Raw genomic sequence first — 22,468 nt, 5'->3', positions numbered from 1 at the left:
AAGCGGGTATTGTTGTTGTTCTGGGTGATGCACTTCCCTATAAAAGGCCCATGATGAACAACGCGCTTTCAGACAAAATCCGGGTCATTGTAATTAATCGTGCGAAGGATGTGGACCGACGTCAGGTGATGACCGAAAGGCTAAATGCCCTCGGACTGCGTCATGAGTTTTTTGAGGCCGTTGACGGTCATTCATTTAACGCCCATGAGGCGCCTGAATATGATGGTCGGAAAAGACGCCTGCATTTTGGTCGCGATCTTTCATCCGGTGAGATCGGGTGTCTGCTTTCGCATCGTGGCGTTTGTCAAAAAATGGTAGCGGAAGATATTCCGCTGGCATTGGTGTTGGAAGATGACACCTTTTTCAAGCCTGATTTCCCTCAGGTTCTTGAAAGTCTTCTCGCAACTGATGTGCCATGGGACATGATCCGGTTTTTGAACTGGGATAAGATTTTCAGAGGGGCGCACCGGGTGCTTGGACCTCTTAATTCCGGCTATGAACTGGCCCGCATACAGGCGACGCCGGGCGGTGCTTATGCGTATCTGCTAACCCGCCACGCCGCGGAAGAGATGGTCCGCCATACGGAACGGAACTGGCTGCCAATTGACTCTTTGCAGGGGCGTGGATGGCAAACCGGCCTGAACGTTCTGGTGACCAAGCCTTCGCCCGTTGCTGCGGATTTCGATGTGCCATCAACCATTGGTGAAGGCCGTTTTGAAAAGAAGGCAACTGTAACCGGCCTGACCCGTCTGGTTTTTCCATTATTCCGGTTTTGGTTTAAGTGTGAAAATGGCCTTGGAAAGCGTTTTCATTACTGGCTTATGTCCCGCAAGGACGCAAAGAGCTCCAACGCTGGAATCTGAGGTGGATATTTTGTTGGAGAATGGTTAGAAATGACCAAAGCTGATGACGCATTTTTGGAGGGGCATCGTTGAAAGCAGTAATTCTTGCAGGTGGATTAGGAACTCGGATTTCTGAAGAATCCCACCTGAAGCCAAAGCCGATGATTGAGATCGGGGGCAATCCTATTCTTTGGCATATCATGAAAATCTATGCGCATCACGGTGTTACTGATTTTATTATCTGTCTGGGATACCGAAGCTATGTGGTGAAAGAATATTTCGCCAATTATGTGCTTCACCGATCCGATGTTACGTTTGATCTACAGGCAAATCAAATCACATATCATAATGCCAAAGCAGAGCCATGGAAGGTGACACTGGTGGAAACCGGTGCCAATACGATGACGGGAGGGCGCCTGAAGCGGGTCGCCCATCATCTGGAACCGGGTGAGACATTCTGCATGACATATGGGGATGGCGTTTCCGATGTGGATATTGGCGCCAGTATTGCCTTTCATAAGGAGCAGGGCCGCGAAGCGACACTGACGGCGGTTGCGCCGCCCGGTCGGTTCGGTGCGACAATTATTAAGGACGGCGCAGTCACGGAATTTGTCGAAAAGCCAAAAGGCGACAATGGTCTGATAAATGGTGGCTTCTTTGTCCTCGAGCCTTCTGTTATCGATCGTATCGAGGGCGATGCCATGCCGTTTGAGGATGCTCCCTTGTCGGGACTTGCCGCGGACGGGCAGTTGTCAGCTTTTCATCATGGCGGTTTTTGGCAACCGATGGACACGTTGCGGGATCGTAATCATTTGGAAGAGCTGTGGGCGTCCGGTAAGGCCCCTTGGCGGATCTGGTCCTGATGACTGACAGGTTGGTGGATCCGACATTCTGGAAGGGTAAGCGGGTTTTACTGACCGGCCATACTGGTTTTAAAGGCGGGTGGGCCGCCGTTTGGTTGAACCGGATGGGCGCAGAGGTAACGGGTATTTCCTTGCCGCCTGAAGGGGATCATTCACTATTCGATACGGTTGTAAAACCGTTACCGATCACGTCTCATATTCTGGATATCCGGGACCGCGAGGCGTTGGCAAAAGTGGTGAAAGACGCGGATCCGGAAATCGTTCTTCATATGGCGGCTCAGGCGCTGGTGCGCCGTTCCTACAAGGAGCCGGTCGAGACCTATGAAACCAATGTCATGGGGACAGTCAATTTATTGCACGCCCTTGTGCCCTGTGAGGCCGTGAAGGCCGTTCTTATTGTGACCAGTGATAAAGTCTATCAGAATAACGATGACGGGCATGCCTTTACTGAAGAGGATCAGTTGGGCGGTGATGACCCTTATTCTTCCTCCAAGGCGGCCTGTGAGATTGCCACGGCGTCTCTTGCCAAAAGCCTGTTTGCCGAACGGCCTGTAAAGATTGCAACGGGCCGCGCCGGGAATGTGATTGGCGGCGGAGATTTCTCGGAAGACCGGTTAATTCCGGATATCTGGCGGGCCGCTGAACAGGGACAGGCGGTTACCTTGCGCTTTCCGGAAGCAACGCGGCCTTGGCAGCATGTCCTGGAATCCGTGTCTGGATATCTTACCTATTTACAGCAATTATGGTTCGACGATGCGGACCGGTTGCCTGCCGCGTTAAATTTCGGGCCGCGCGGCGGCGAGGTGATTACGGTTGGAAAAATTGCAGCCGAAGTTCAGGCCGCTTTTGGTATAAATTCAGACTGGAATCTTGACCAAACGAAACAACCACCAGAAAAATCCTATCTGGCCCTGGATGTTTCGTTGGCGAAAGCTACTCTAGGATGGCAATCGCGGTGGAAGCCCGAACAGACTTTGGAAAAAACAGTTGCATGGTATGCAGCCTATACGGGCGGTCAGGATATGTCTCAGATGACCCTGTCGCAAATTGAAGACTATGAAAGCCAAAAGACATGAGTGATGGATTGCAGTGCCGGTTTTGTGATAGCGCCCTGACGCAGACATTTGTAGATTTGGGCAACACGCCTCTGGCCAATAGCTATCTGAAAAATGAAGAGGCGATTGCCGGCGAAAAATCCTATCCGTTACATGCACGGGTTTGCGGCAATTGCTTTCTTGTGCAGGTTGAAGATGCGGTCCCGGCAGAAGATATCTTCTCTGACTATGCGTATTTTTCATCCTTTTCAGACAGTTGGGTTGAGCATGCTCGTCAATATTCAGTGAAACTGACAGATATGCTCGGCCTGACGGATGCCTCCATGGTCATGGAAGTCGCCAGTAACGATGGCTACCTTCTGAAGCATTTTGTGGCGCAAGGGGTGCAGGTCCTTGGCATTGAGCCGGCAGCGAATGTGGCCAAAACGGCAGAAAAATCTGGTGTGAAGACCGAGGTGGCTTTTTTCGGTAAGGAAACGGCGGACCGGTTGGCGGCGCAAGGTCTGCGAGCGGATCTGATGGCGGCAAACAATGTTATGGCCCATGTGCCCGATATCAATGACTTCATTTCAGGGTTTAACATTCTGCTGGCAGACAAGGGTGTTTTGACGATTGAATTCCCGCATTTGCTGAATTTAATCGACAAAGTCCAGTTCGACACAATCTATCACGAGCATTATTCCTATCTGTCATTGGTCACGGTTGAAAAAATATTGGCAGCGCATGGTCTGAAGGTCTTTGATGTTGAAGAGCTTCCCACTCATGGTGGCTCGCTTAGAATTTACGCCTGCAAGTCTGACTGTTCTGTTTATCCGGATGGGGAAGGCCTGCGGTCTGTTCGCAAAAAAGAAGCCGCGGCCGGTATGGCGACACTGGATGCCTATGCAGGTTTCACCCCCAAAGTCGAAGAGACAAGGCGGTCTGTGTTGGCCTTCTTGAAGGACGCCAAAGCAAAAGGTAAAAAAGTTGCGGCCTACGGGGCGGCAGCGAAGGGGAACACATTGCTGAACTACTGTAATGTGGGGACGGATCTGATTTCCTTTGTGGTGGACCGGAATCCGGAAAAACAGAATACGTTGTTGCCGGGTAGCCATATTCCCGTTTTTGCGCCTGAGCATATCGCGCAAGAAAAACCGGATTACGTCTTAATCCTGCCGTGGAACCTGGCGGCAGAAATATCTGCGGATATGCGCCATATTTCAGAATGGGGCGGCCGGTTTGCAATCCCCGTTCCCACCTTGCATTTATTGCCATGATCTTTACTGAAACAAAAATTCCGGGTGCGTGGCTTTTAGAATCGCAACGGCATGAAGATGAACGAGGGTATTTTACCCGCACGTTCTGCCGTCAGGAGTTTTTGGATCACGGGCTGGATTTTTCACCTGTTCAAAGTAACATTTCCTATAACAGGGAACGCCTGACATTGCGGGGGTTGCATTTCCATGCCGCACCGTTTGAAGAAACAAAGCTGGTTCGCTGTACGTCTGGGCGAGTGTTCGACGTGGCGGTTGATTTACGGCCTCAGTCACCGGCGTATGGACAGTGGTTTGGAATAGAGCTTAGCCGGGAAAATGGTCGCGGTTTTTTTATTCCAGCCGGGTGCGCCCACGGGTTTTTGACGCTGCAAGAACATACCGAGGTGAGTTACCAGATGAGCCCTGAGTTTGAACCCGGGCATGATATGGGTATTCGCTGGGATGATCCGTCGATTAATATTCAATGGCCCGCGACACCTCGCGTGATTTCTGAAAAAGATCAGGCCTTGCCGTTTCTGGTATAATGTGAACCGTTCAAATGCCTGCTGAAGGGAAACGTCCTTGAAGAAATGTCTGATTACCGGTGCAACAGGTTATCTGGGACGCCATGTGATAAGCAGTCTGCTCGGCGATGGCTATGAGGTGCTGGCCGTTGGGCGTTCTGCTGCGCCGCAGTTTTTGGAGCAGAACGGTCTGACATATTTTGAGCTGGATCTGCAGGACACAGACGCCGTTTCTGAATTCCTCTCGACCCATAAACCCAGTTATTTAGTTCATCTGGCCTGGGAGGCGACACCCGGAAAATTCTGGCATTCACCCGATAATTTTAACTGGGTCTCAGCCAGCTCGCATCTTTTGAAGAATTTTGTAGAAGCGGGCGGTGAGCGGGCTATGCTTGCTGGGAGCTGCGCCGAATATAAATGGGGAAATGAGCCTCTTCACGAGACCCGTACTCCCCGTCATCCCACAACCTATTATTCCGTCTCTAAATGCGCGTTTCACGATATGGCCCAGGTGATCGCGAAAGATATTTCGGTGGTCTGGGGACGGATCTTTTTCCCCTATGGGCCGGATGAAGCGGCGGCAAAGCTGGTCTCGCATATCTATTCCACCATTAAAAATGATGAACTCCCGACGTTTCAAACACCAGACAGAGCGATTGATCTCGTTCATGTTGCAGATGTTGCCGCTGCATTTAATCGCGTGCTGGCAAGCGACTTGGAAGGGGCCGTTAATATTGGCTCAGGCGTTGCCATGCTCCCAGACGAAATTGCGCTTATCTGTGCCTCTTTATTGGGTAAGCAGGATCTAATAACTGCTTTGCAGAAACGCGCTTCCGAGACAACAGCATCGGTATCCGTTATGGGCGATACACACCGGTTGAAATCTGTTTTAAAAGACACTGACATTCGGTCTTTTGAGCAGGGGCTTAAATCCTATCTGGAAAGCCGCTAACCTATGACAAATTCAAAAATGAGTGCTGAACTGTGTCCCTGATCTCGATTGGTATGCCGCTTTATAATGCGGAAAAATATGTTGCAGAAGCGCTGGGCAGCTTGCTGAAACAGACGCATACTGATTTCGAGATCATTATCTCTGACAATGGCTCAACAGACCGAACACAAGAGATTGTTGCCAGCTTTGCGGAAAAAGATGATCGGATTAAAATTTTCAAACAGTCAGAAAATCTGGGTCCTTTGCGAAATTTTCAATTTGTCCTTCATCAGGCGCAAGGAGAGTATTTTCTTTGGCGCTCTTATGATGATTGGTCTGACGATCACTACCTGGAACGGCTGTCATCGGCACTGGATAAAAATACGGATGCGGAACTGGCCGTTGCAAGGCTGGTTCAAGACAATGGCACTCGGCAGCGAATAGCCGGGCATGAACTTGATTATGACGGCTTTGATGGTCGCCTGCTCACACGAATGTATTTGCTTAAATCATCTCATGCCAGTTGGATGTACGGCCTGTTTCGGCGGAATGCTGTCAAAACAGCGATTGATGCGGTGCTGGATACATATCCGCATGTCTGGGCGTGGGATTATCTTGTCTTGTTTCCGTTTGCCCTGAAGGGCACGATTACGACGGATTATTCGACCACTTTTTTCCAGCGGGAAACCGGCATTTCCAGTAGTGTTTTTCGTCCCAAAACAGCAGGGGCTCAAATCAGACTGGCAAATGATTTTTACAGATTTTGCCAACGGCAGTTAAGGCTTTGTGAAATTGGTTTTTTCCAAACCCTTTGGATGTCGGTTTACCTATTGAAATTTACCAGCAGCCGAACGGAAAAATTCTCTCGAACGCTTCGAATTTTATTGCGTTTACGCAAACCCTAAAAACAAGGCAAGATCATTGCAAATAAGGGATTGTTTGTTTATAGGTGAACATCAATTCTAGAGTAAATTATTGACATATACAGTCGGACGGGCATTGAAAAGTGGACATATCACGCGATCAAATTAAGCAGGCTATCATTGATGCAGGGTCTTCAGATGAAGCCTTTTTCCATTTTCCTGAAAAGAAGGATGGGTTGTACCTGCAGCAAGATCCAGATGAATATGCTGATTTCGTACATTTTATGGCAACTAAAATGCCTCCAGCCAAATTCAGTCTGGATATTGGTATCGCATCAGGCGGCCAAACGAAATTTCTCCGCGATTATTATCCGGTTGAAAAAACAATCGTTCTTGATATCGGCGAGCATGAAGCGTTTGTTCATTGGGAACGCATCAAGCCAATGGTTAAAACAAACCTTGTGCTTGAACTGATCATGGATTCTCACATCAAAGAAGCCCGAAAGGCGCTTCTTCCCTATCAGGGGCAGATCGACTTCACCTTTATTGATGGTGATCACAGCTATAAAGGATTGATGCAGGATATTGAACTTGCCAAGGAAATTGTGAAGGATGGATGCACCTTCGTTTTCCATGACACTGGTGCTGTTCCAGATTGCGTTCGCGTGTTCAAAGAACTTCAAAAAGACCCGGATTTCGAAATGCTGGCCAATTTTGATACCCGCTTTGGTATTTCTGTATGGAAATATACCGCGGTCAATGGTCCTAAAACGGGCTGGCGCAAAAAGGTGGCGAACCTGTTCTCCTGATTAATTCAGATCGTTTGTATGGCGGCCCGTATGATGAAGAATGAAGAAAACCCATCAGTGGCTGTCGTACATCTGATCCGCAAGAAAAATGGCCTGAAACCGTTTCAGGCCTTTTTGCAATCCTACCATCAGCATCCTGAACCATATGCACACGATCTGGTGCTGATTTTCAAGGATTTCGAACTGGGTGACGATGCGCCATATCTGGCAATTCTTGAAGATACACAATTTGTCCGGTTTGATTATGGTGGCGACGGTGGACTCGATCTGGATCCATACATAAAGGTAAGCCGCACCCTTTCTTACTCCTATTTCTGTTTCCTCAATTCTTTTAGTCAAATCGCCTGTGACGGATGGCTTTCTATTTTGCTGTCCGGTTTCGAGCAATTCTCAGATGCAGGAATAGTGGGTGCGACAGGAAGTTGGGAAAGCTCCTCTGAGACGGATCCACCTTTCCCAAATCCCCATATTCGGACAAATGCGTTCCTGATCCCTGCGTCTTTAATGGCGAAAGTCAAATTTATTGATGTGTATGATAAAGACACAGCGCGGGCGGTTGAGTCCGGTGCAGACGGCCTTTCCCGGCAAATAAAAGGGATGGGGAAAAAGCTGTATCTTGCCGATAACAAAGGTGGGGTCTGGGCAGAAGAAGACTGGCCAAAAAGTCGTGTTTACCGGAGTAAAAATCAAGAGGGGCTGCTTGTGCGCGACAACCGCACACAAGCCTATGAGCAAGGCGATAACTGGACTAGGGAGTATCTTTACGACTTGGCCTGGACGGGAAAACCGTCCAAAGCCAATCCGTTAAAGCGGCATAAAATCCGTCATCGTTTGCGCCGGCTTTTTGAAAAGAAAAAACCGTTGCGTTAGGACTTGTCTTGCGTGTTCTCGCTGTGCTGATCGCCGCCTAAAACCTCTGCAAGTGAATTCCGGGATAAACGCCCTTGAAGCTCTCCTTCTTCACTGACCACAGGTAAGGGATAATCTGCGTTCAGGGTTTCCGGAATAATTTCTTCCAACGCGGAATCGGGTGAGATCAGCGGAACTTCTTCCAGCATTCCATTGCTGATTTGAGTAGCATTTCCATCCTTGAGCGCGTCTTCCAGTGTCTTTTGCAAAACAACGCCCTGATAGCCATCCTCGTTCACGTAATAGCCGTAGTCGTCCTTAAACTTCAACATCTGCTTCAAGGCGATATCGATCGTCGAGGACGTAATGCGTGACCCGGGTGGTTTCATCACATTTTCCACGGTCAGGGCGCGGGCGCGATTAACGTCTTTTACAAATGCCTCGACATAATCGGTCGCGGGATGCAGGAGAATTTCTTCAGGCGGTCCTTCCTGAACCAGTTCGCCGTCTTTCAAGATGGCGATCCGGTCTCCGATCCGCAACGCTTCGTCCAAATCATGGGTAATGAAGACGATGGTTTTGTGCAGTTCTTCCTGCAAGGAGATCAATTGATCCTGCATTTCGCTGCGGATCAACGGATCGAGTGCCGAAAAGGCTTCATCCATTAACAGGATTTCAGCATCTGTACAAAGTGCCCGTGCCAGACCGACACGTTGTTGCTGGCCCCCTGAAAGCTGGGAGGGATATTGTTGACCATATCCTTCCAAACCAACAGTATTCAGCCAGGTTGACGCTTTTTCTTCCCGATCTTTTTTGTCGATGCCCTGAATTTTCAGACCATAGGCTACATTTTGAAGAACGGTACGGTGGGGCATGAGCCCAAATCGCTGGAACACCATGGACATTTTATGACGGCGGAAATCCTGCAATTCTTTTTTGCCAAGTTTCATGACGTCAACATCACCGACCAGGATTTTCCCTTCCGTAGGATCAATCAACCGGTTTAAATGCCGGATTAAAGTGGATTTTCCGGAGCCGGACAGGCCCATGATCACATAGATCTGGCCCTGCCCAATGGTCAGGTTGATGTCTTTAAGGCCCACCGTATGACCGGTTGCGGCCAGAATATCATCCTTTGACTGCCCTTCAAGAACGCGGGGCATTACAGATTTAGGATCTGAACCAAAAACCTTATACAGGTTTTCAATTTTTATCAGTGGCTCAGTCACTATGCATGCCCTCCATATGTTTCTGGGTTCTCTTGGCATAGGCTTGCGATACGCGGTCAAAAATGATCGCCAATGCAACAATGGCAAGCCCGTTAAAGAGGCCCAAGGTAAAATACTGGTTTGTAATCGATTTCAGAACGGGTTGGCCCAAGCCTTTTACACCAATCATCGACGCAACCACCACCATGGCAAGGGCCATCATGATTGTCTGGTTGATGCCGGCCATGATTGTTGGCATGGCCAGCGGCATCTGAACGCTCCAAAGGCGTTGCGACGAATTGGCGCCATAAGCTGTCGCGGCTTCCAGTACTTCTTTGTCAACCAGTCGTATACCCAGATTGGTCAGACGGATTACAGGGGGGATCGCATAAATGACAACGGCGATAACGCCGGGAATTTTACCAATTCCAAGCAGCATGACCACAGGAATGAGATAAACGAAGGCGGGCATCGTTTGCATGACGTCCAAAATAGGTGTCACCACAGCCTGTACCCGGTTGGAACGGGCCATGGCAATTCCAATCGGAATACCAAGAACAATGGAGAGCAACGTGCAGACAAAAATGATGCTCATTGTACGCATCGTGTTGTCCCACATACCGAAATATCCGATCAGGGAAAAAGCCACGACAACACCGACAGACAGTTTCCACGATCGTGCGGAGAGATGCACAATGCCTGTTACAATAATGATCATCAGCCACCACGGGGTGTTGATGAGGAGTTTTTCAAACCAGACCAGAAAATAGAGGAGGGGGTCAAAAAAGGTTTCGATAATATCCCCGTAGCTGCGGGAAAATTCTCGATAAGCGCCATCCAGTGTTTTTTTGATTGCTGTCAGGTCGCGTCGGTCCATTGCTGGAAATTCAGTCAGCCAAGAAGCATCTGCCATGTGAGGGGGGGTCCGATATTATTTCAAAAATATTTGAATGGCCCCTGATCCGAAGATCAGGGGCTTGACGTTGTTAAAGCTCGGAGAGTGCTTTCTTAACTTTTGCAGCAACTTCAGCAGACACCCATGGTGTCCAGGTTTCTTCGTAGTTTTTCAGGAATTCTTCCATGACAACATCGCCTTCCGCCTGGTTGTCTTCCATCCATGCCAGCAAACTGTTCATTTGGGCATTTTTGAAAGAGCGACGAGAAAGGTAGGCGTAAGCTTCAGGAGCTTTGTCCGCAAACGCTTCCGTTGTCACTGTGTGAACAGGTGACGGTGGATACATCGTTGGTTTTGGATCGGCGCAGTCATTTTGGGTTGTGCAATTGGTGAAATGCTCGAAATCAACACCTGAGCCGAAATCGACTTTTACCATTTTGTATTTACCAAGAACCGCCGTTGGCGCCCAATAATATCCGAACCAGCCTTCGCCGCGCTCGTATGCTTTTGCGATAGAGCCGGACAGACCTGCACTTGAGCCCGGATCAATCAGTTCAAAGCCGGCATCCGCCATTTTCATGGCGCGGAAAAGATTGCCAGAGCTGATCTGGCAGTTCCAGCCGGCAGGACAGCCCACAAAGGCCGCTTTATCAGGGTCTTCTGGATGCTTGAACATTTTAGCGTTTTTCAAAACACCTTCGATTGTTGCAAGGCTTGGGTCTTTTTTGACCATATATTCAGGGACCCAGAAACCCTCTTCACCACCGTCGGACAGCGATTTACCTGCAATGCGAAGGGTTTTTTCAGCGACAGCCTTATCCAGCGCTTCCTTCATGGAGTTACTCCATAGCTCCGGAGCGATGTCAGGTTCGCCTTTTTCCATCATGGACGTGCCTGTTGGCATGGTGTCGCCAGGGACGAGCTCCGCTTCGCATCCGTAACCATGGGTCAGGATGAATTTGTCGACATTGGCGATAAGGCTGGCGGAGTTCCAGTTCATATCGGCAATCGTAATTTTACCGCAGGCTGCACTTGCTTCTGTCGATGCCATAAAACCTACGGCTAAAAGGGCGGCGCCCAGTACGCGTTTCATTTGTATCTCCCAATTTCATGTCTCTTGCTTCGTTTCTAAATAACGAACAAGAAAAAGAACGATTATAGTGGAAAGGCTTGTCCGTAATGATATCGATCAGAGGGAAAAAATCAAATAGTATCACAGAAAATTTGTCGGGTTCTGGTAATTACTGACAAGTAAGAGGTAAAAGGTTGATTTATACATGTAGGTTTATTTATAAATTAGATCTTTAAAGTATTTGTAGAAATTTATATTTTTGTTTATTTGTTTTAAAAAGAAAATTATTATTTTTTCTGTTATTTATTATGCCAATACTTGGATGGTTTAAGGCAGCCTATACAGGCCGATAAAATGACCCGGATAGTTTGCGGCAAAAAACACCGGGCTAAGAAGATGACCTGAAAATCGAAGACAGTGCGGCAATGACCGTCCGCAATGAATAGATGAAGAGGTGATTCTGCCCATTTGTTTATCCAACTTTTGAAAGAAGCTGTTGCAGAAGCTGTTGTTCTTCTTTGCTTAAATTTTTTATCAATTCTGCTTCTCTGGCTGTGTGGGTCGTGACCAGCTCATCTGCCATATCAAACCCTTCGTCCGTGAGCGAGACTTTGAGGCTTCGTCGGTCCTGAGGATCGCTGTTTCGAACAATAAGGCCCCGTTTTTCCAGTCGGTCCAGTCTGTTTGTCATTGCTGCGGTTGACAGCATCATATCTTTCGCAAGGTCTTTGGGGGTTAAGGTTTCGCCCTTTCCCTGCCGGCGGAGAGTAAGCAACACGTCCATGCCAGCGAAATCGAGACCATATTGGGAGGCATTTTCAATTACTGCCTGGTTCAGGCGAATGCCGGCCCGCCATATATCCCCGCACACCGCCATTGGGGACGCATCAAGGTCCGGTCTCTCCCTATTCCATTGTGTGACGATGCTCTCAGTTGTTGAACCTTCCTGTTTTTTTGCAGGCGTCCGGTTTTTTTGCTCTTGACTCATCGTGGGGTATTTTCCATATGGTTCGATATCAAATTATTTGATATCAAAATATTTGTTGTCAAATTATCTTATTTCAAACTAATCAAATTATTTGTGAAAGTGAAGGAGTTTATCATGTTCCAGTCCCGTGTTTCTGAATATCCCATTGATCCTGTTTTCATGAACCGTTGGTCTCCTCGTTCTTTTGATCAGGCTGAGATCCCTCAGTCTGACTTGCTAACAATGCTTGAGGCAGCCCGGTGGGCGCCATCTGCCTACAATATCCAGCCTTGGCGTTTCTTTTATTCCCGGCGAAATGATGTCCATTGGCAAGGGCATCTGGATATTCTGGATGATTTTAATAAAGGATGGGCGAAAAACGCTTCTGCATTGATTTATATCGCTTCTGATCGGATGATCACCCGTGCCGACGCCGATGATAAGCCGTCGCAAACCCATAGTTTTGATACAGGTGCAGCATGGGCACAGCTGGCATTACAGGCAACCGTTTCAGGATATTCTGCCCATGCGATGGCCATTCAGAATTTAGAAACAGCGGTTCGGACACTGAATTTACCAGACAGGTTGCAGCTGGAGGCCGTTGTTGCAATTGGAAAACGAGCGTCGGTTTCCCTATTGCCAGAATTTTTGCAGGAACGCGAGATGCCCAGTTCAAGAATGCCTGTACAGGAACTTGCTTTTGAAGGACTATATTCCGATGACAGCTAACTCGCCAGACGCCGCCCATTCAGGCTCAAAGTTAATTTCAGAAAACCCGGCGATCCTGCTTTTGGTTACCGGGATATTGGTTGGTCTAAACTTTCCATTGGGTAAAATCGGAGGGGAGGCAGGGGTATCCCCCATGCTCTGGGCAATGCTGGTATCTCTTGGCGTTTGCCTTATCCTGTTTCCTGTACTGGGTCTTAAGAAACGTCTTGCCTGGCCGCGGGGTCGGATGATCCGTTATGTGGTGATTTCAGCGGTGATTTCTTTCATTATCCCCAATCTTCTGCTGTTTAGTGTGATCCCGCATGCTGGATCAGGCTATACGGGTTTGATGTTTGCCCTGTCTCCCGTTTTTACACTTTCGCTGGCAACGGTCTTTCGGTTAAGAACACCGGGAAAAATCGGATTGATGGGTATTGCCGTAGGCCTTGTCGGGGCCTCAATCGTAAGCGTTACACGAGGATCTGCACCCGAAGCGCCACCTGTAATGTGGCTTCTGGCAGCGCTGGCCATTCCGATGACTTTGGCGTGCGGCAATATTTATAGAACTATGGACTGGCCAGACGGGGCACTGCCTGACACATTGGCGTTTTGGAGCCACCTCTTTTCAGTGGTCGTGTTTCTTGTGTTAATGGTTGCGGTTGATGGGACTGTTTCCGTTGACGAACTGGCGCTGTCGCCTTGGGCGGCTTTCGCCCAGCTTGTTGTCGGTGGTTTGACATTTCCCGTGTTTTTCAGATTGCAGCAAAAAGGGGGGCCGGTTCTTCTGAGCCAGTTAGGGTATGTTGCTGCTGCGGTTGGATTGATTGCCGCGACCCTCTTGTTGGGCGAGAGCTATGCGTTTCTAACCTGGGTTGGGGCGGCCGTGATTGCACTTGGTATTGCAACAACAGTTGTTGCTCAAATGAAAGAGTAAACCTTCCAGAATTGCCGCGATCAAAAGAAAGCGGCAATTCTTTCTTTCATCATTTCGGTCGAGCCATCTGTGTAGGCGGCAATTTTTGCGCAGGCTAGATGATGTCCAAGTAACGTATCTGCCTTTAATCCATTGGCCCCCATTGCCTGAATGCAGGCTGTAACGCCGGGCACTGTAATTTCTCCTGCATATTTTTTGGCATAGGCTGCACTTAAAACCGCATCGGCACCGGTGTGGATGTGGTGCGCGGCTTTTGCGGTTAAAAGATCAAGGCATTCCCGTTCCGTCGCAAGATCTGCCAAAGTCCATTTTAATCCCTGATGCTGCAATAAGGGTTGCCCGAAACTGGTTCTTTCTTTTCCGTAAGTGATGGCCTGATCCAATGCATTTCGAAGCATCCCGGCACACATGGCCGCAACGTATGTGCGGGCACCATTAATGCTTGTCATGGCATATTTAAAAGCGTCTCCTGGCGCGGCGAGCCTGTCTTCATCCGGCGCAAAATAATCCGTAAGGGAAAAACCGCCAGCACCGATTGAATGGCCGCCCAAAATGTCATGACAGTCTCCCCGCTTAAAGCCCGGGTTTCTGGCATCTATCAGGAAAGAGGCAATGCCGCGCCAGCCTTTTTCCGGATCTGTCTGGGCATAGAGCATGATAATATCCGCATGGGCGGCATTGGTAATCCAGGCCTTCTCGCCGTTCAATATCCAGCCTCCCGCTGTTTTCGTGGCGGAAGTCTGAATGGCTGCGAAGTCACTTCCGGCCGAGGGTTCCGTAAGGGCGGTACACCCGACCAGCTTGCCAGACCTTAAAAGCGGTGCAATCTCTTCGGCATGACGGGATACGGGGCTTCCACTGAGCCGGGCTGCAATATTCTGACTGTTGATGAGGGCAAAGGTCACAGCCATTGAGGCTTGAGACATCTCCCGTGCCATAGCAACCTTGTCCAGGAAACTTCCCCCTAACCCTCCTTTGTCGAGTGGGGTTTCCAAGCCTAGAAGTCCAAAGTCAGCTGCGGCCGTCAGGAAAGACCGGTCGGCTGTTCGGTTTTTTTCCCAGTTCAGGATATTTGGAAGAATGATCTCTTGCGTATAGTGGGCAACGCGTTCTGCGAGCCTTGGTGTGGAATAGTTCATCAATCACCTTTTTCGGTTTAGCCTAAAAGCTTCTTGAAGAAATGTCATCAAACTTTCCGCATGGAGAAAAAATCACCAAATCCCATGGCAGGAACGCATGGATTTATAAAAAAGCCCTGCGTTTAAGGCCTAAAATCAGATAGTATTGTCTGTTCGGTCCACTGAAGGGCCTTTGTATTTTTATCAGCCTTGGGGCAAGCCATGATATGTGCCATTCGCGGAACTGTTGTTTCCTTTCGGGATAATCCGTTTTTTACTACGACGGAGGATTTCCTGTTCTATGAATCCGACGGTTTAGTGGTCATGGAGAACGGCAAAATACAGCAGGTCGGCCCGGCAGAAGTGCTGTTAAAAACGTTACCCGCAGACGTGGAAGTTGTCCATTACCGGGACTCGCTTATTTTACCTGGCTTTATTGATTGTCACGTCCATTATCCGCAAACGGAAATTATCGGCGCGTTTGGGGAGCAGTTGATTGACTGGCTTAACAAATACACCTTTGTCGCAGAACAGAAATTTGGGGATAAGGCGCATGCTGAGCTGACAGCAAATCTTTTCCTAAAAGAGGCCCTCGCAAGCGGAACAACTACAGCGTCAGTTTTTTGTACGGTTGAACCCGCGTCTGTGGATGCGTTTTTTGAGCAATCCAACAAGGCAGGAATGCGGAATATTGCAGGCAAGGTTCTCATGGACCGAAATGCTCCACCAGAATTGCTGGATACGGCACAGACCGGATATGATCAAACAAAGGCGCTGATTAAAAAATGGCATGGTAACAGCCGTTCTTTATATAGCGTAACCCCTCGATTCGCGCCGACCAGTACCGCTGAACAGATGGAAATGACTGGGGCTGTTTGGCAGGAACATCCGGGCACATATCTGCAATCCCATATTTCTGAAAATAAAGGCGAGATAGAATGGGTGCGTGATCTGTTTCCGGGGCATAAAGACTATTTGGATGTTTACGATCAGTTCGGGCATGTTGGCCCGCGCGCCATTTTTGGTCATGGGGTTCATCTGGGTGAAAGCGATTTTCAGCGGTTGCATGAAGCGGGTGCAGCGATTTCTCATTGTCCAACGTCAAACCTGTTTCTGGGGAGCGGCTTATTCGATCTTAAAAAAGCCAGTGATGAGAAACGACCAGTACGGGTGGGGCTGGCAACAGATCTGGGGGCTGGAACCAGTTTTTCGATGCTTTCCACGATGGGGGAGGCCTATAAGGTTGCCCAGTTGCGCGGCTCTGCGCTTACTGCCTGGCAGGCTTTCTATCTGGCGACACGGGGGGCAGCGACGGCCCTTTATCTTGATGATAAAATCGGATCGATTGCCTCGGGGATGGAGGCGGACATGGTGGTTATCGATTTGAAAGCGACGGATTTATTGGCGCACCGTTTGAAATATGCGGCTGACTTGCATGAAATCCTGTTTGTCCTGATGACATTGGCACCAGCGGACGCGGTTCGGGCAACATATGTAGGGGGTGCGCTGGCTGCGGAACGAAGCATGGAAACGAAAAGAATGTCGTTTACGCATCTTTAAAGAGCCGCCGTTCAGGAGCCTTGAGCCAGTTGTGTGATCGGCGTCGCATCGGACTGGCCTAATTTCATCAAACTGTCATTTTTCTGTTGGACTTTGTTAACCTTTGCGGCCCTACCGTACACCCTCTTGAGTAGTGTGATTGCGCAGGGGATTGCAATGAGTAGGCAAGAAAAACACTGGCACCGGCCCGCAATGCTGGAAATCCTGCAGGATGTTTCGCCAGTACAGGAAACGATGCTATGTCGGGATGTGGCTGAGTTTTTCCGTCAACGCGAAACCGTTCGCGGTGTGGCGGTGTTACGTTCTGGGGTTCCAGTGGGGGTCATTTCCAGAGACGAGCTGATCATAAAAATGGCCACCCAATATGGTCACGCTGTTTATGGGAAACGGCCGGTAAGTGAACTCATGGATACCAATCCATTGATTGTCGATGTGCAGGCCCCGCTGGATGATGTGGAAAGGTGTATTGCGAACGGGTATCCGCAAGCCCTTTTATCAGGTTTCGTTATTATCAGGGATGGCTTGTATCTAGGGATGGGAACCGGTCTGTCTTTGTTGCGAGCCGGGGTGGAAAGAACGCGTGTCAGAAATGCGGATCTTGTCAAAATCAGTCAACAGGCACAACAGGCCAATCAGATGAAAACCCAGTTCTTGGCAAATATGAGTCACGAGCTGCGAACGCCGCTGAATGCGGTTATTGGTTTTTCTGAACTGATCGCCTCTGAAGCCTACGGTAAATTAGAAGAGCCGCGATATAAGGACTATGCACAGGATATTCTGGACAGTGGACGTCATCTTCTTTCCATGATTAACGATATTCTGGATATGTCCAAGATCGAAGCGGGGCGTTATGAGCTTCAGGAAAATTCAGTTGATCTGAACCGTCTAACCGCGAACGTGGTCAAGATGTGCCATGTTCTGGCAGTGGAAAAAGGCGTTCATCTGGGTTGCCAGTGTAAGATAGGGACGCCGATTTTACGGGCAGATGAAAGAGCCTTTAAACAGATGCTGTTGAACCTGATTTCAAACGCGATAAAATATACGCCGCCGGGCGGGACGGTTCTTGTTGAGTGTCAGGAGCTGCAAAGCGGCGATTTGCAAATCGACGTGATTGATACCGGCGTGGGGATCCCCAAAGCCATGACTTCCAAGATGCTGGAGCCATTTGCACAGGCTGGAACGGACATCAATAACAAAACCCAGGGTACCGGATTAGGATTGCCAATTGTGAAAGCGTTGGCAGAGTTGCACCAGGTCTCGTTTCAGTTGATCAGCGAGGCGGATGCCGGAACGACAGCTCGCCTCGTCGTGCCGCAATCACGGGTGGAATGGCATTATTTAACGTCTGCCGCGTCCGCCGGTGTCCTGCCGCCCAAAGCCGCGGTGATTTCTTGCGCAAATTGAAAGGCTGTTTGGCCGAGAACCGGGAGACGCTCTGTGGAAATACGGGCGGCCGGACCGGAAATGGAAACCGCTGCTAATGGTTCAGCATATTCGTCGTAAATTACACTGGCCACACAGCGCAGGCCCACCGCATGCTCTTCGTCATCGATAGCAAAACGCTGGCGCCTGCTTTGAAGGAGCTCCCTTTTTAACTGGTCGCTGTCAGTGAATGTTTTCTCTGTTAGTTTGGGAAGTCCTCGAAGAGATATTATTCTGTCGATATCGGTGTCATTCATAAGCATCATGATGGCTTTGCCGACCCCGGAGCAATGAAGAGGCACCCGATTGCCCGGTTTTGAATATACCCGCATCATTTCGCGGCTTTCCACCTGAGCCATATAAATGACATCGTCGCCCTCGCTAATTGCAAGATTAACAGTTTCCCCGCTTTCCTCCATCATTCTTCTCATGAACGGGCGAGCGACACTGACAAGGTCGCGAGAGGAAAGAAAACCGTTTCCGGTAACAAAGGCTTGAATGCCAATTTGCCAATGACTGCTATCGCGATCATATTGAACGTAACGTTCTTCTTGAAGGGTGGTTAGTAATCGATGGCTGGTTGAGGGGGCAAGACCCAAAGCACGGGAGATACCCGTAAGTGTCATGCCGGGTGGATTTTCCGCAATGACATTCAGCACGCTTAGGGCTCTGGTCAGAGACTGGACTTGGCCGGTACGGGATTTTGTCGGGCTGGTTTCGGGTGCCATAGGTGGATTTTTCCGTATTGTGAAAACATTTCCAAATTATATTCCACTGAAAGAAAGAAACTGTCAATATGGGTAAAATTTACTGGCTCACTGTTTGAGTGATGCCCACTATGTCAAAGAAAGGGTTCGCAATGGCAGACCGCATGCAGATCGGAACGTTGCAGGTTGCAGAAGAATTAGTCTCGTTGGTGAAAGATGAAATCACCGTTGGTCTGGATCTTGAGGCGGATAAGGTCTGGCAGGTTCTGGAAACAGTTCTCAACGATTTTGCACCGCGCAATCGGGCGCTGCTGGAAAAACGCGAACTCCTGCAGGAGAAGATTGATAACTGGCATCTCGCTCAAAAAGGCGAGACCCCGGACCCGGCAGCCTATAAAGCGTTTCTGATGGAAATTGGCTACCTTGTACCTGAGGGCGATGATTTCAGGGTAACAACCGATCATGTCGATCCCGAAATTGCGTCCGTTGCGGGCCCCCAGCTGGTGGTCCCTGTTATGAACGCGCGCTATGCCCTCAACGCAGCAAACGCCCGCTGGGGCAGTCTGTATGATGCGCTGTATGGCACCGATGTAATCTCGGAGGATGCCGGCGCGACAAAAGGCGGGGGTTATAACCCTGTGCGCGGAGCAAAGGTTATTGAATATGCATCAGCATTTCTGGACGATGCGGCCCCATTGGCGACCGGTCAGCATAAAGATGCGAAAGAATATGCCCTCGACAGCGAGGGTGAGTTGCAGGTCACGTTGCTGAACGGCTCGAAAACTGGCCTTGCCGATCCAGACAAGTTTGTTGGTTATATAAAAAACGGACATTTAACCTCAGTTCTATTGAAAAATAATGGTTTGCACCTGGATATTCAAATTGATGCGGCCCATCCTGTTGGTAAGGACCACCCGGCCAATGTGAAAGATGTGTTGGTAGAATCGGCACTGTCGACCATTCAGGATTGTGAAGATTCTGTTGCTGCGGTTGATGCAGAGGATAAGGCTCTGGTTTATCGAAACTGGTTGGGCCTGATGAAAGGTGATCTTGCCGACAAATTCGAGAAAGGCGGGACGTCGGTCAGTCGAAAATTAAACGAAGATCGTGTCTATACGGGCAAAGACGGTTCAGAAATTGTTCTGCATGGCCGCAGTCTGCTTCTGGTTCGGAATGTCGGGCATTTGATGACAAATGGGGCCGTTCTGGACAAAGACGGACGAGAAGTGCCGGAAGGAATTCTGGATGCGGTTATGACAACAGCTTGCGCGCTACATGACCTCAATAAAACGTCAGGTCTTAGAAACAGTCGGGCTGGCAGTGTTTATATTGTGAAACCCAAAATGCATGGCCCGGAAGAGGTTGCTTTTACGAACGATCTTTTTGCGGCAGTTGAAGATGGTTTTGGTCTCGCACGCAATACCTTGAAGGTAGGCGTCATGGACGAAGAGCGGCGGACAACCGTTAATTTGAAAGAGTGCATTCGCGCTGTATCTGAACGGCTTTTCTTCATTAATACGGGATTTTTGGACAGAACGGGTGATGAAATCCATACCAGTATGGAAGCGGGCCCCTTCATGAGAAAGGATGATGCCAAGGGGGAGGCATGGATTGCTGCCTATGAAGACTGGAATGTGGATATCGGTTTGGCTGCGGGTCTGCCCGGACATGCCCAGATTGGTAAGGGAATGTGGGCCAAGCCCGATGAGATGGCAGAAATGATGACTGCTAAAACCGGGCATCCAATGGCCGGTGCAAATTGTGCCTGGGTTCCTTCGCCGACAGCGGCGACCTTGCATGCGATGCATTATCACACGATTTCAGTTGCCGCCCGTCAGGCGGAATTGGCAAATCGTCCGCGCGCAAGCCTTGATGATATTCTAACCCCGCCTCTGATGGCCGGTCAGAATTTGTCAGATGCAGAAATCACGGCAGAGATCGAAAATAACGCTCAGGGTATTTTGGGTTATGTTGTGCGCTGGGTTGACCAGGGCGTTGGATGTTCCAAGGTTCCGGATATCAATAATGTGGGACTGATGGAAGATCGGGCCACGCTGCGCATTTCCAGCCAGCATATCGCCAATTGGCTGCATCATGGCATTTGTACAGAAGATCAGGTTATGCAGATTATGAAACGAATGGCCGCAGTTGTGGATGATCAGAACGCGGGCGATCCATTATACCAGCCAATGGCAGAAGACTTTGATGGTTCCATCGCCTTTAAAGCGGCGTGTGATCTGGTCTTTAAAGGGCGGGTTCAGCCAAGTGGCTATACAGAGCCGATCCTGCATGCATGCCGGTTGATAGCGAAGGCCCAATAGAGCCCTGCTTTGTAGCTCTCCGATTTTTTGTTCCTAAAAAATGCTATTTATAGGTGTTGTAAATTGTGTTTCAACACTACTGATAAATGTATATGCTATCCGAATAGCGTTTCAGTTTCGCTTAATTGTACCCCAGATAAAAATGAAATAAAGGGGTTCAATGCGAAACTGAGCGGCGGGAAAATGGGGCATTGGGAGCAAGTAGTTGAGCGTAAAGAGTCGTCAGAAGAAAACATCAGAGTCTGCACATAAGGCTATGGAGCTTGGCCCACTCGAGACAAATGTCGGCTATTTTATGCGGAAATCAGTGTTGGCGGCGCAAAGTAGTTTTTTGAAAGAATCAGGCGTAAAGCTGCTGACAGGGCAATATTCCGTCATGGAAATTATTGCGCAAAATCCCGGCCGAACCCAGTCCGCGATTGCTTGGGCAGCAGGTTTGGACCGTTCTTCGCTGGTACCAATTTTAAATCAGTTTGAAAAAAACAATTTGATCACCCGCGAACCCGTTGAGCGCGATAAACGTGCTTATGCTGTGTCCTTAACTGAAAAAGGCCAGTCGGAACTTGCAGTTTTACGGGAACAGGTGGTCAAAATGGAACAGAAGTTTATCGATGGATTAGGGGCCCGCAATCACCAGCAACTGATTAACTTGCTAAAAAAGTTTCAGGACATCCTTTAAGATCGAAGCCCCCGTAGTCTTTCCTGTTGAGCGAAAAATGTGGCTTTTAGCCAACTAAAACCGGCCTGTATTCTCTGTGTTTGGTAAAGATCCGGATGCGTTGCAATCCAGGCTTCCCGGTACAGGATCGGCTTTTCGCCACTTAGACGGATAAGGTCCGGATGGGTGTCCCCCATGAAACAGGGTAGAATACCCGACATTTTTGTGTGCAGAACGGCGTTCAGGATGGAGGCCGCTGACGGGCACCGAAGGCCAATATGGACATTCGGGTAATTGGTGTGGATCCATTTCATTTCAGGAAGGTCTTCATATATTTTATCATAAACAGCCCAGGCCGGACCGTTGGTGGCAAGCGTCTTAACGTCATGGCTTCTGTGATGGTAAACAGAAAAACCGATATCGGCCAGTTTTCGGATTGTCATTGCTCCGCTCTCGGGCCGAGCCAAACGAACAGCAATGTCAGCTTCAAAGCGATCAATACCCAGATTTTCGCTACTGCCAATAAGCGAAAGCTCGATATTCGGGTGGGTTTCCTGAAATTCAGACAGTGACGGCATGATGATTTGATTGATCAGGCTTTCAACAGCTGTAACGCGTACAGGGCCAGTCAGCGCATTACTTCCTTTCAGTTGATTTTCAACGGAAAGCGCGGTTTGTTCAATGCTTTCTGCCGCGCGCAAAAGGATGTGCCCTTCTTCCGTCAGTGACATTCTGTTTTCGGATCGTTTGAATAGCTTTTGCTGCAGGTCTGCTTCCAGTTTCTGAAGCCTTCGCCCTGCTGTTGTTTGATTGACCTTTAGCGCCTTGGCGGCCGCAGATAACGTGCCGCATCGATGAACGGCAAGCAGGTATCGTAAATCATTCCAGTCCATGCATGCATATTTGCATAACGGATCGGCATTATAA

At 49.1% G+C, this 22,468-nt stretch carries 22 protein-coding genes; 15 read left to right on the top strand and 7 right to left on the bottom strand.

Annotated features, from left to right (window positions below; genetic code table 11):
* The first annotated feature begins 50 nt into the window (after window positions 1–50).
* The 9 genes from OIR97_RS16740 to OIR97_RS16700 all read left to right on the top strand — a co-directional run bounded on the left by OIR97_RS16740 (window position 51) and on the right by OIR97_RS16700 (window position 7,992).
* Entirely contained in the window at window positions 51–863 is an 813-nt protein-coding gene (locus OIR97_RS16740; RefSeq protein WP_169543356.1) for a glycosyltransferase family 25 protein, read from the top strand.
* Window positions 864–931: 68 nt separating this feature from the next.
* Window positions 932–1,705: a glucose-1-phosphate cytidylyltransferase gene (gene rfbF / locus OIR97_RS16735; protein WP_169543355.1), complete on the top strand. Its 774-nt coding sequence runs from the start codon at window positions 932–934 to the stop codon at window positions 1,703–1,705.
* The gene (gene rfbG, locus OIR97_RS16730) at window positions 1,705–2,781 is read left to right on the top strand and encodes a CDP-glucose 4,6-dehydratase (protein ID WP_169543354.1); all 1,077 of its coding nucleotides are present in this window, start codon (window positions 1,705–1,707) and stop codon (window positions 2,779–2,781) included. The genes rfbF and rfbG overlap by 1 nt, the downstream gene beginning before the upstream one ends.
* Window positions 2,778–4,016, top strand: coding sequence for a class I SAM-dependent methyltransferase (locus tag OIR97_RS16725; RefSeq protein ID WP_169543353.1), 1,239 nt, complete (start codon window positions 2,778–2,780; stop codon window positions 4,014–4,016). Before rfbG ends, OIR97_RS16725 begins: the two co-directional genes overlap by 4 nt.
* Entirely contained in the window at window positions 4,013–4,540 is a 528-nt protein-coding gene (gene rfbC, locus OIR97_RS16720; RefSeq protein ID WP_169543352.1) for a dTDP-4-dehydrorhamnose 3,5-epimerase, read from the top strand. Before OIR97_RS16725 ends, rfbC begins: the two co-directional genes overlap by 4 nt.
* A 37-nt stretch (window positions 4,541–4,577) precedes the next feature.
* Window positions 4,578–5,471 carry an NAD-dependent epimerase/dehydratase family protein gene (locus tag OIR97_RS16715; RefSeq protein WP_169543351.1) on the top strand — a complete coding sequence of 298 codons (894 nt, stop codon included), beginning with the start codon at window positions 4,578–4,580 and terminating at the stop codon, window positions 5,469–5,471.
* A gap of 32 nt (window positions 5,472–5,503) precedes the next feature.
* Entirely contained in the window at window positions 5,504–6,355 is an 852-nt protein-coding gene (locus OIR97_RS16710) for a glycosyltransferase family 2 protein (protein WP_169543350.1), read from the top strand.
* Between the two features lie 101 nt (window positions 6,356–6,456).
* The gene (locus tag OIR97_RS16705; protein ID WP_169543349.1) at window positions 6,457–7,122 is read left to right on the top strand and encodes a class I SAM-dependent methyltransferase; all 666 of its coding nucleotides are present in this window, start codon (window positions 6,457–6,459) and stop codon (window positions 7,120–7,122) included.
* Window positions 7,123–7,152: 30 nt separating this feature from the next.
* Window positions 7,153–7,992: a hypothetical protein gene (locus OIR97_RS16700; RefSeq protein WP_169543348.1), complete on the top strand. Its 840-nt coding sequence runs from the start codon at window positions 7,153–7,155 to the stop codon at window positions 7,990–7,992.
* On the opposite strand, the gene OIR97_RS16695 is transcribed toward OIR97_RS16700, so the two are convergent.
* The 4 genes from OIR97_RS16695 to OIR97_RS16680 form a co-directional block, all read right to left on the bottom strand.
* Window positions 7,989–9,200 carry a quaternary amine ABC transporter ATP-binding protein gene (locus tag OIR97_RS16695; RefSeq protein ID WP_169543347.1) on the bottom strand — a complete coding sequence of 404 codons (1,212 nt, stop codon included), beginning with the start codon at window positions 9,198–9,200 and terminating at the stop codon, window positions 7,989–7,991. The two genes, OIR97_RS16700 and OIR97_RS16695, sit on opposite strands and share 4 nt — an antisense overlap.
* Window positions 9,193–10,092 carry an ABC transporter permease gene (locus OIR97_RS16690; RefSeq protein WP_169543346.1) on the bottom strand — a complete coding sequence of 300 codons (900 nt, stop codon included), beginning with the start codon at window positions 10,090–10,092 and terminating at the stop codon, window positions 9,193–9,195. The genes OIR97_RS16695 and OIR97_RS16690 overlap by 8 nt, the downstream gene beginning before the upstream one ends.
* A 73-nt stretch (window positions 10,093–10,165) precedes the next feature.
* Complete coding sequence (locus OIR97_RS16685; protein WP_169543345.1) at window positions 10,166–11,167, bottom strand: ABC transporter substrate-binding protein; 1,002 nt, start codon at window positions 11,165–11,167, stop codon at window positions 10,166–10,168.
* Between the two features lie 451 nt (window positions 11,168–11,618).
* Complete coding sequence (locus OIR97_RS16680) at window positions 11,619–12,134, bottom strand: MarR family winged helix-turn-helix transcriptional regulator (protein WP_169543344.1); 516 nt, start codon at window positions 12,132–12,134, stop codon at window positions 11,619–11,621.
* Between the two features lie 114 nt (window positions 12,135–12,248).
* Here OIR97_RS16680 and OIR97_RS16675 point away from each other — a divergent pair, with 114 nt between their 5' ends.
* A complete protein-coding gene (locus OIR97_RS16675) occupies window positions 12,249–12,842 on the top strand; it encodes a nitroreductase family protein (RefSeq protein ID WP_169543343.1) in 594 nt (197 codons plus the stop codon).
* A complete protein-coding gene (locus OIR97_RS16670; RefSeq protein ID WP_169543342.1) occupies window positions 12,832–13,755 on the top strand; it encodes a DMT family transporter in 924 nt (307 codons plus the stop codon). The genes OIR97_RS16675 and OIR97_RS16670 overlap by 11 nt, the downstream gene beginning before the upstream one ends.
* 20 nt (window positions 13,756–13,775) lie before the next feature.
* Here the strand turns inward: OIR97_RS16670 and OIR97_RS16665 are convergent, their stop codons facing one another.
* Window positions 13,776–14,894 (bottom strand): acyl-CoA dehydrogenase family protein, encoded by a 1,119-nt coding sequence (locus OIR97_RS16665; RefSeq protein WP_169543341.1) that lies wholly within the window; start codon window positions 14,892–14,894, stop codon window positions 13,776–13,778.
* 201 nt (window positions 14,895–15,095) lie between these two features.
* On the opposite strand from OIR97_RS16665, the gene guaD reads away from it, so the two are divergent.
* Together guaD and OIR97_RS16655 are read left to right on the top strand one after the other, a co-directional pair.
* A complete protein-coding gene (gene guaD / locus OIR97_RS16660) occupies window positions 15,096–16,433 on the top strand; it encodes a guanine deaminase (protein ID WP_169543340.1) in 1,338 nt (445 codons plus the stop codon).
* A 156-nt stretch (window positions 16,434–16,589) separates the two neighbouring features.
* A complete protein-coding gene (locus tag OIR97_RS16655; protein ID WP_169543339.1) occupies window positions 16,590–17,837 on the top strand; it encodes an ATP-binding protein in 1,248 nt (415 codons plus the stop codon).
* On the opposite strand, the gene OIR97_RS16650 is transcribed toward OIR97_RS16655, so the two are convergent.
* Complete coding sequence (locus OIR97_RS16650) at window positions 17,768–18,583, bottom strand: IclR family transcriptional regulator (protein ID WP_169543338.1); 816 nt, start codon at window positions 18,581–18,583, stop codon at window positions 17,768–17,770. The two genes, OIR97_RS16655 and OIR97_RS16650, sit on opposite strands and share 70 nt — an antisense overlap.
* Window positions 18,584–18,714: 131 nt before the next feature.
* Here OIR97_RS16650 and OIR97_RS16645 point away from each other — a divergent pair, with 131 nt between their 5' ends.
* Together OIR97_RS16645 and OIR97_RS16640 are read left to right on the top strand one after the other, a co-directional pair.
* Complete coding sequence (locus tag OIR97_RS16645; RefSeq protein ID WP_169544323.1) at window positions 18,715–20,883, top strand: malate synthase G; 2,169 nt, start codon at window positions 18,715–18,717, stop codon at window positions 20,881–20,883.
* Between the two features lie 205 nt (window positions 20,884–21,088).
* Window positions 21,089–21,562 (top strand): MarR family winged helix-turn-helix transcriptional regulator, encoded by a 474-nt coding sequence (locus tag OIR97_RS16640; protein ID WP_169543337.1) that lies wholly within the window; start codon window positions 21,089–21,091, stop codon window positions 21,560–21,562.
* Here the strand turns inward: OIR97_RS16640 and OIR97_RS16635 are convergent.
* Window positions 21,559–22,434, bottom strand: a complete 876-nt coding sequence (locus OIR97_RS16635; RefSeq protein WP_169543336.1) for a LysR family transcriptional regulator — start codon at window positions 22,432–22,434, stop codon at window positions 21,559–21,561. The genes OIR97_RS16640 and OIR97_RS16635 overlap by 4 nt on opposite strands.
* Between the last annotated feature and the right edge of the window lie 34 nt (window positions 22,435–22,468).

The sequence above is a fragment of the Sneathiella aquimaris genome (assembly GCF_026409565.1).
In the GTDB taxonomy this organism is placed as follows: Bacteria; Pseudomonadota; Alphaproteobacteria; order Sneathiellales; family Sneathiellaceae; genus Sneathiella; species Sneathiella aquimaris.
Note: the sequence above shows the minus strand (reverse complement) of the source record. Positions and strands in the feature narration are given on the sequence as shown.

Coding starts and splice junctions, on each gene's coding strand:
- OIR97_RS16740 (WP_169543356.1), top strand. CDS start 51: ATGATGAACAACGCGCTTTCAGACAAAATCCGGGTCATTGTAATTAAT.
- rfbG (WP_169543354.1), top strand. CDS start 1,705: ATGACTGACAGGTTGGTGGATCCGACATTCTGGAAGGGTAAGCGGGTT.
- OIR97_RS16725 (WP_169543353.1), top strand. CDS start 2,778: ATGAGTGATGGATTGCAGTGCCGGTTTTGTGATAGCGCCCTGACGCAG.
- rfbC (WP_169543352.1), top strand. CDS start 4,013: ATGATCTTTACTGAAACAAAAATTCCGGGTGCGTGGCTTTTAGAATCG.
- OIR97_RS16700 (WP_169543348.1), top strand. CDS start 7,153: ATGATGAAGAATGAAGAAAACCCATCAGTGGCTGTCGTACATCTGATC.
- OIR97_RS16690 (WP_169543346.1), bottom strand. CDS start 10,092: ATGGCAGATGCTTCTTGGCTGACTGAATTTCCAGCAATGGACCGACGC.
- OIR97_RS16685 (WP_169543345.1), bottom strand. CDS start 11,167: ATGAAACGCGTACTGGGCGCCGCCCTTTTAGCCGTAGGTTTTATGGCA.
- OIR97_RS16680 (WP_169543344.1), bottom strand. CDS start 12,134: ATGAGTCAAGAGCAAAAAAACCGGACGCCTGCAAAAAAACAGGAAGGT.
- OIR97_RS16675 (WP_169543343.1), top strand. CDS start 12,249: ATGTTCCAGTCCCGTGTTTCTGAATATCCCATTGATCCTGTTTTCATG.
- OIR97_RS16670 (WP_169543342.1), top strand. CDS start 12,832: ATGACAGCTAACTCGCCAGACGCCGCCCATTCAGGCTCAAAGTTAATT.
- OIR97_RS16665 (WP_169543341.1), bottom strand. CDS start 14,894: ATGAACTATTCCACACCAAGGCTCGCAGAACGCGTTGCCCACTATACG.
- guaD (WP_169543340.1), top strand. CDS start 15,096: ATGATATGTGCCATTCGCGGAACTGTTGTTTCCTTTCGGGATAATCCG.
- OIR97_RS16655 (WP_169543339.1), top strand. CDS start 16,590: ATGAGTAGGCAAGAAAAACACTGGCACCGGCCCGCAATGCTGGAAATC.
- OIR97_RS16650 (WP_169543338.1), bottom strand. CDS start 18,583: ATGGCACCCGAAACCAGCCCGACAAAATCCCGTACCGGCCAAGTCCAG.
- OIR97_RS16645 (WP_169544323.1), top strand. CDS start 18,715: ATGGCAGACCGCATGCAGATCGGAACGTTGCAGGTTGCAGAAGAATTA.
- OIR97_RS16635 (WP_169543336.1), bottom strand. CDS start 22,434: ATGGACTGGAATGATTTACGATACCTGCTTGCCGTTCATCGATGCGGC.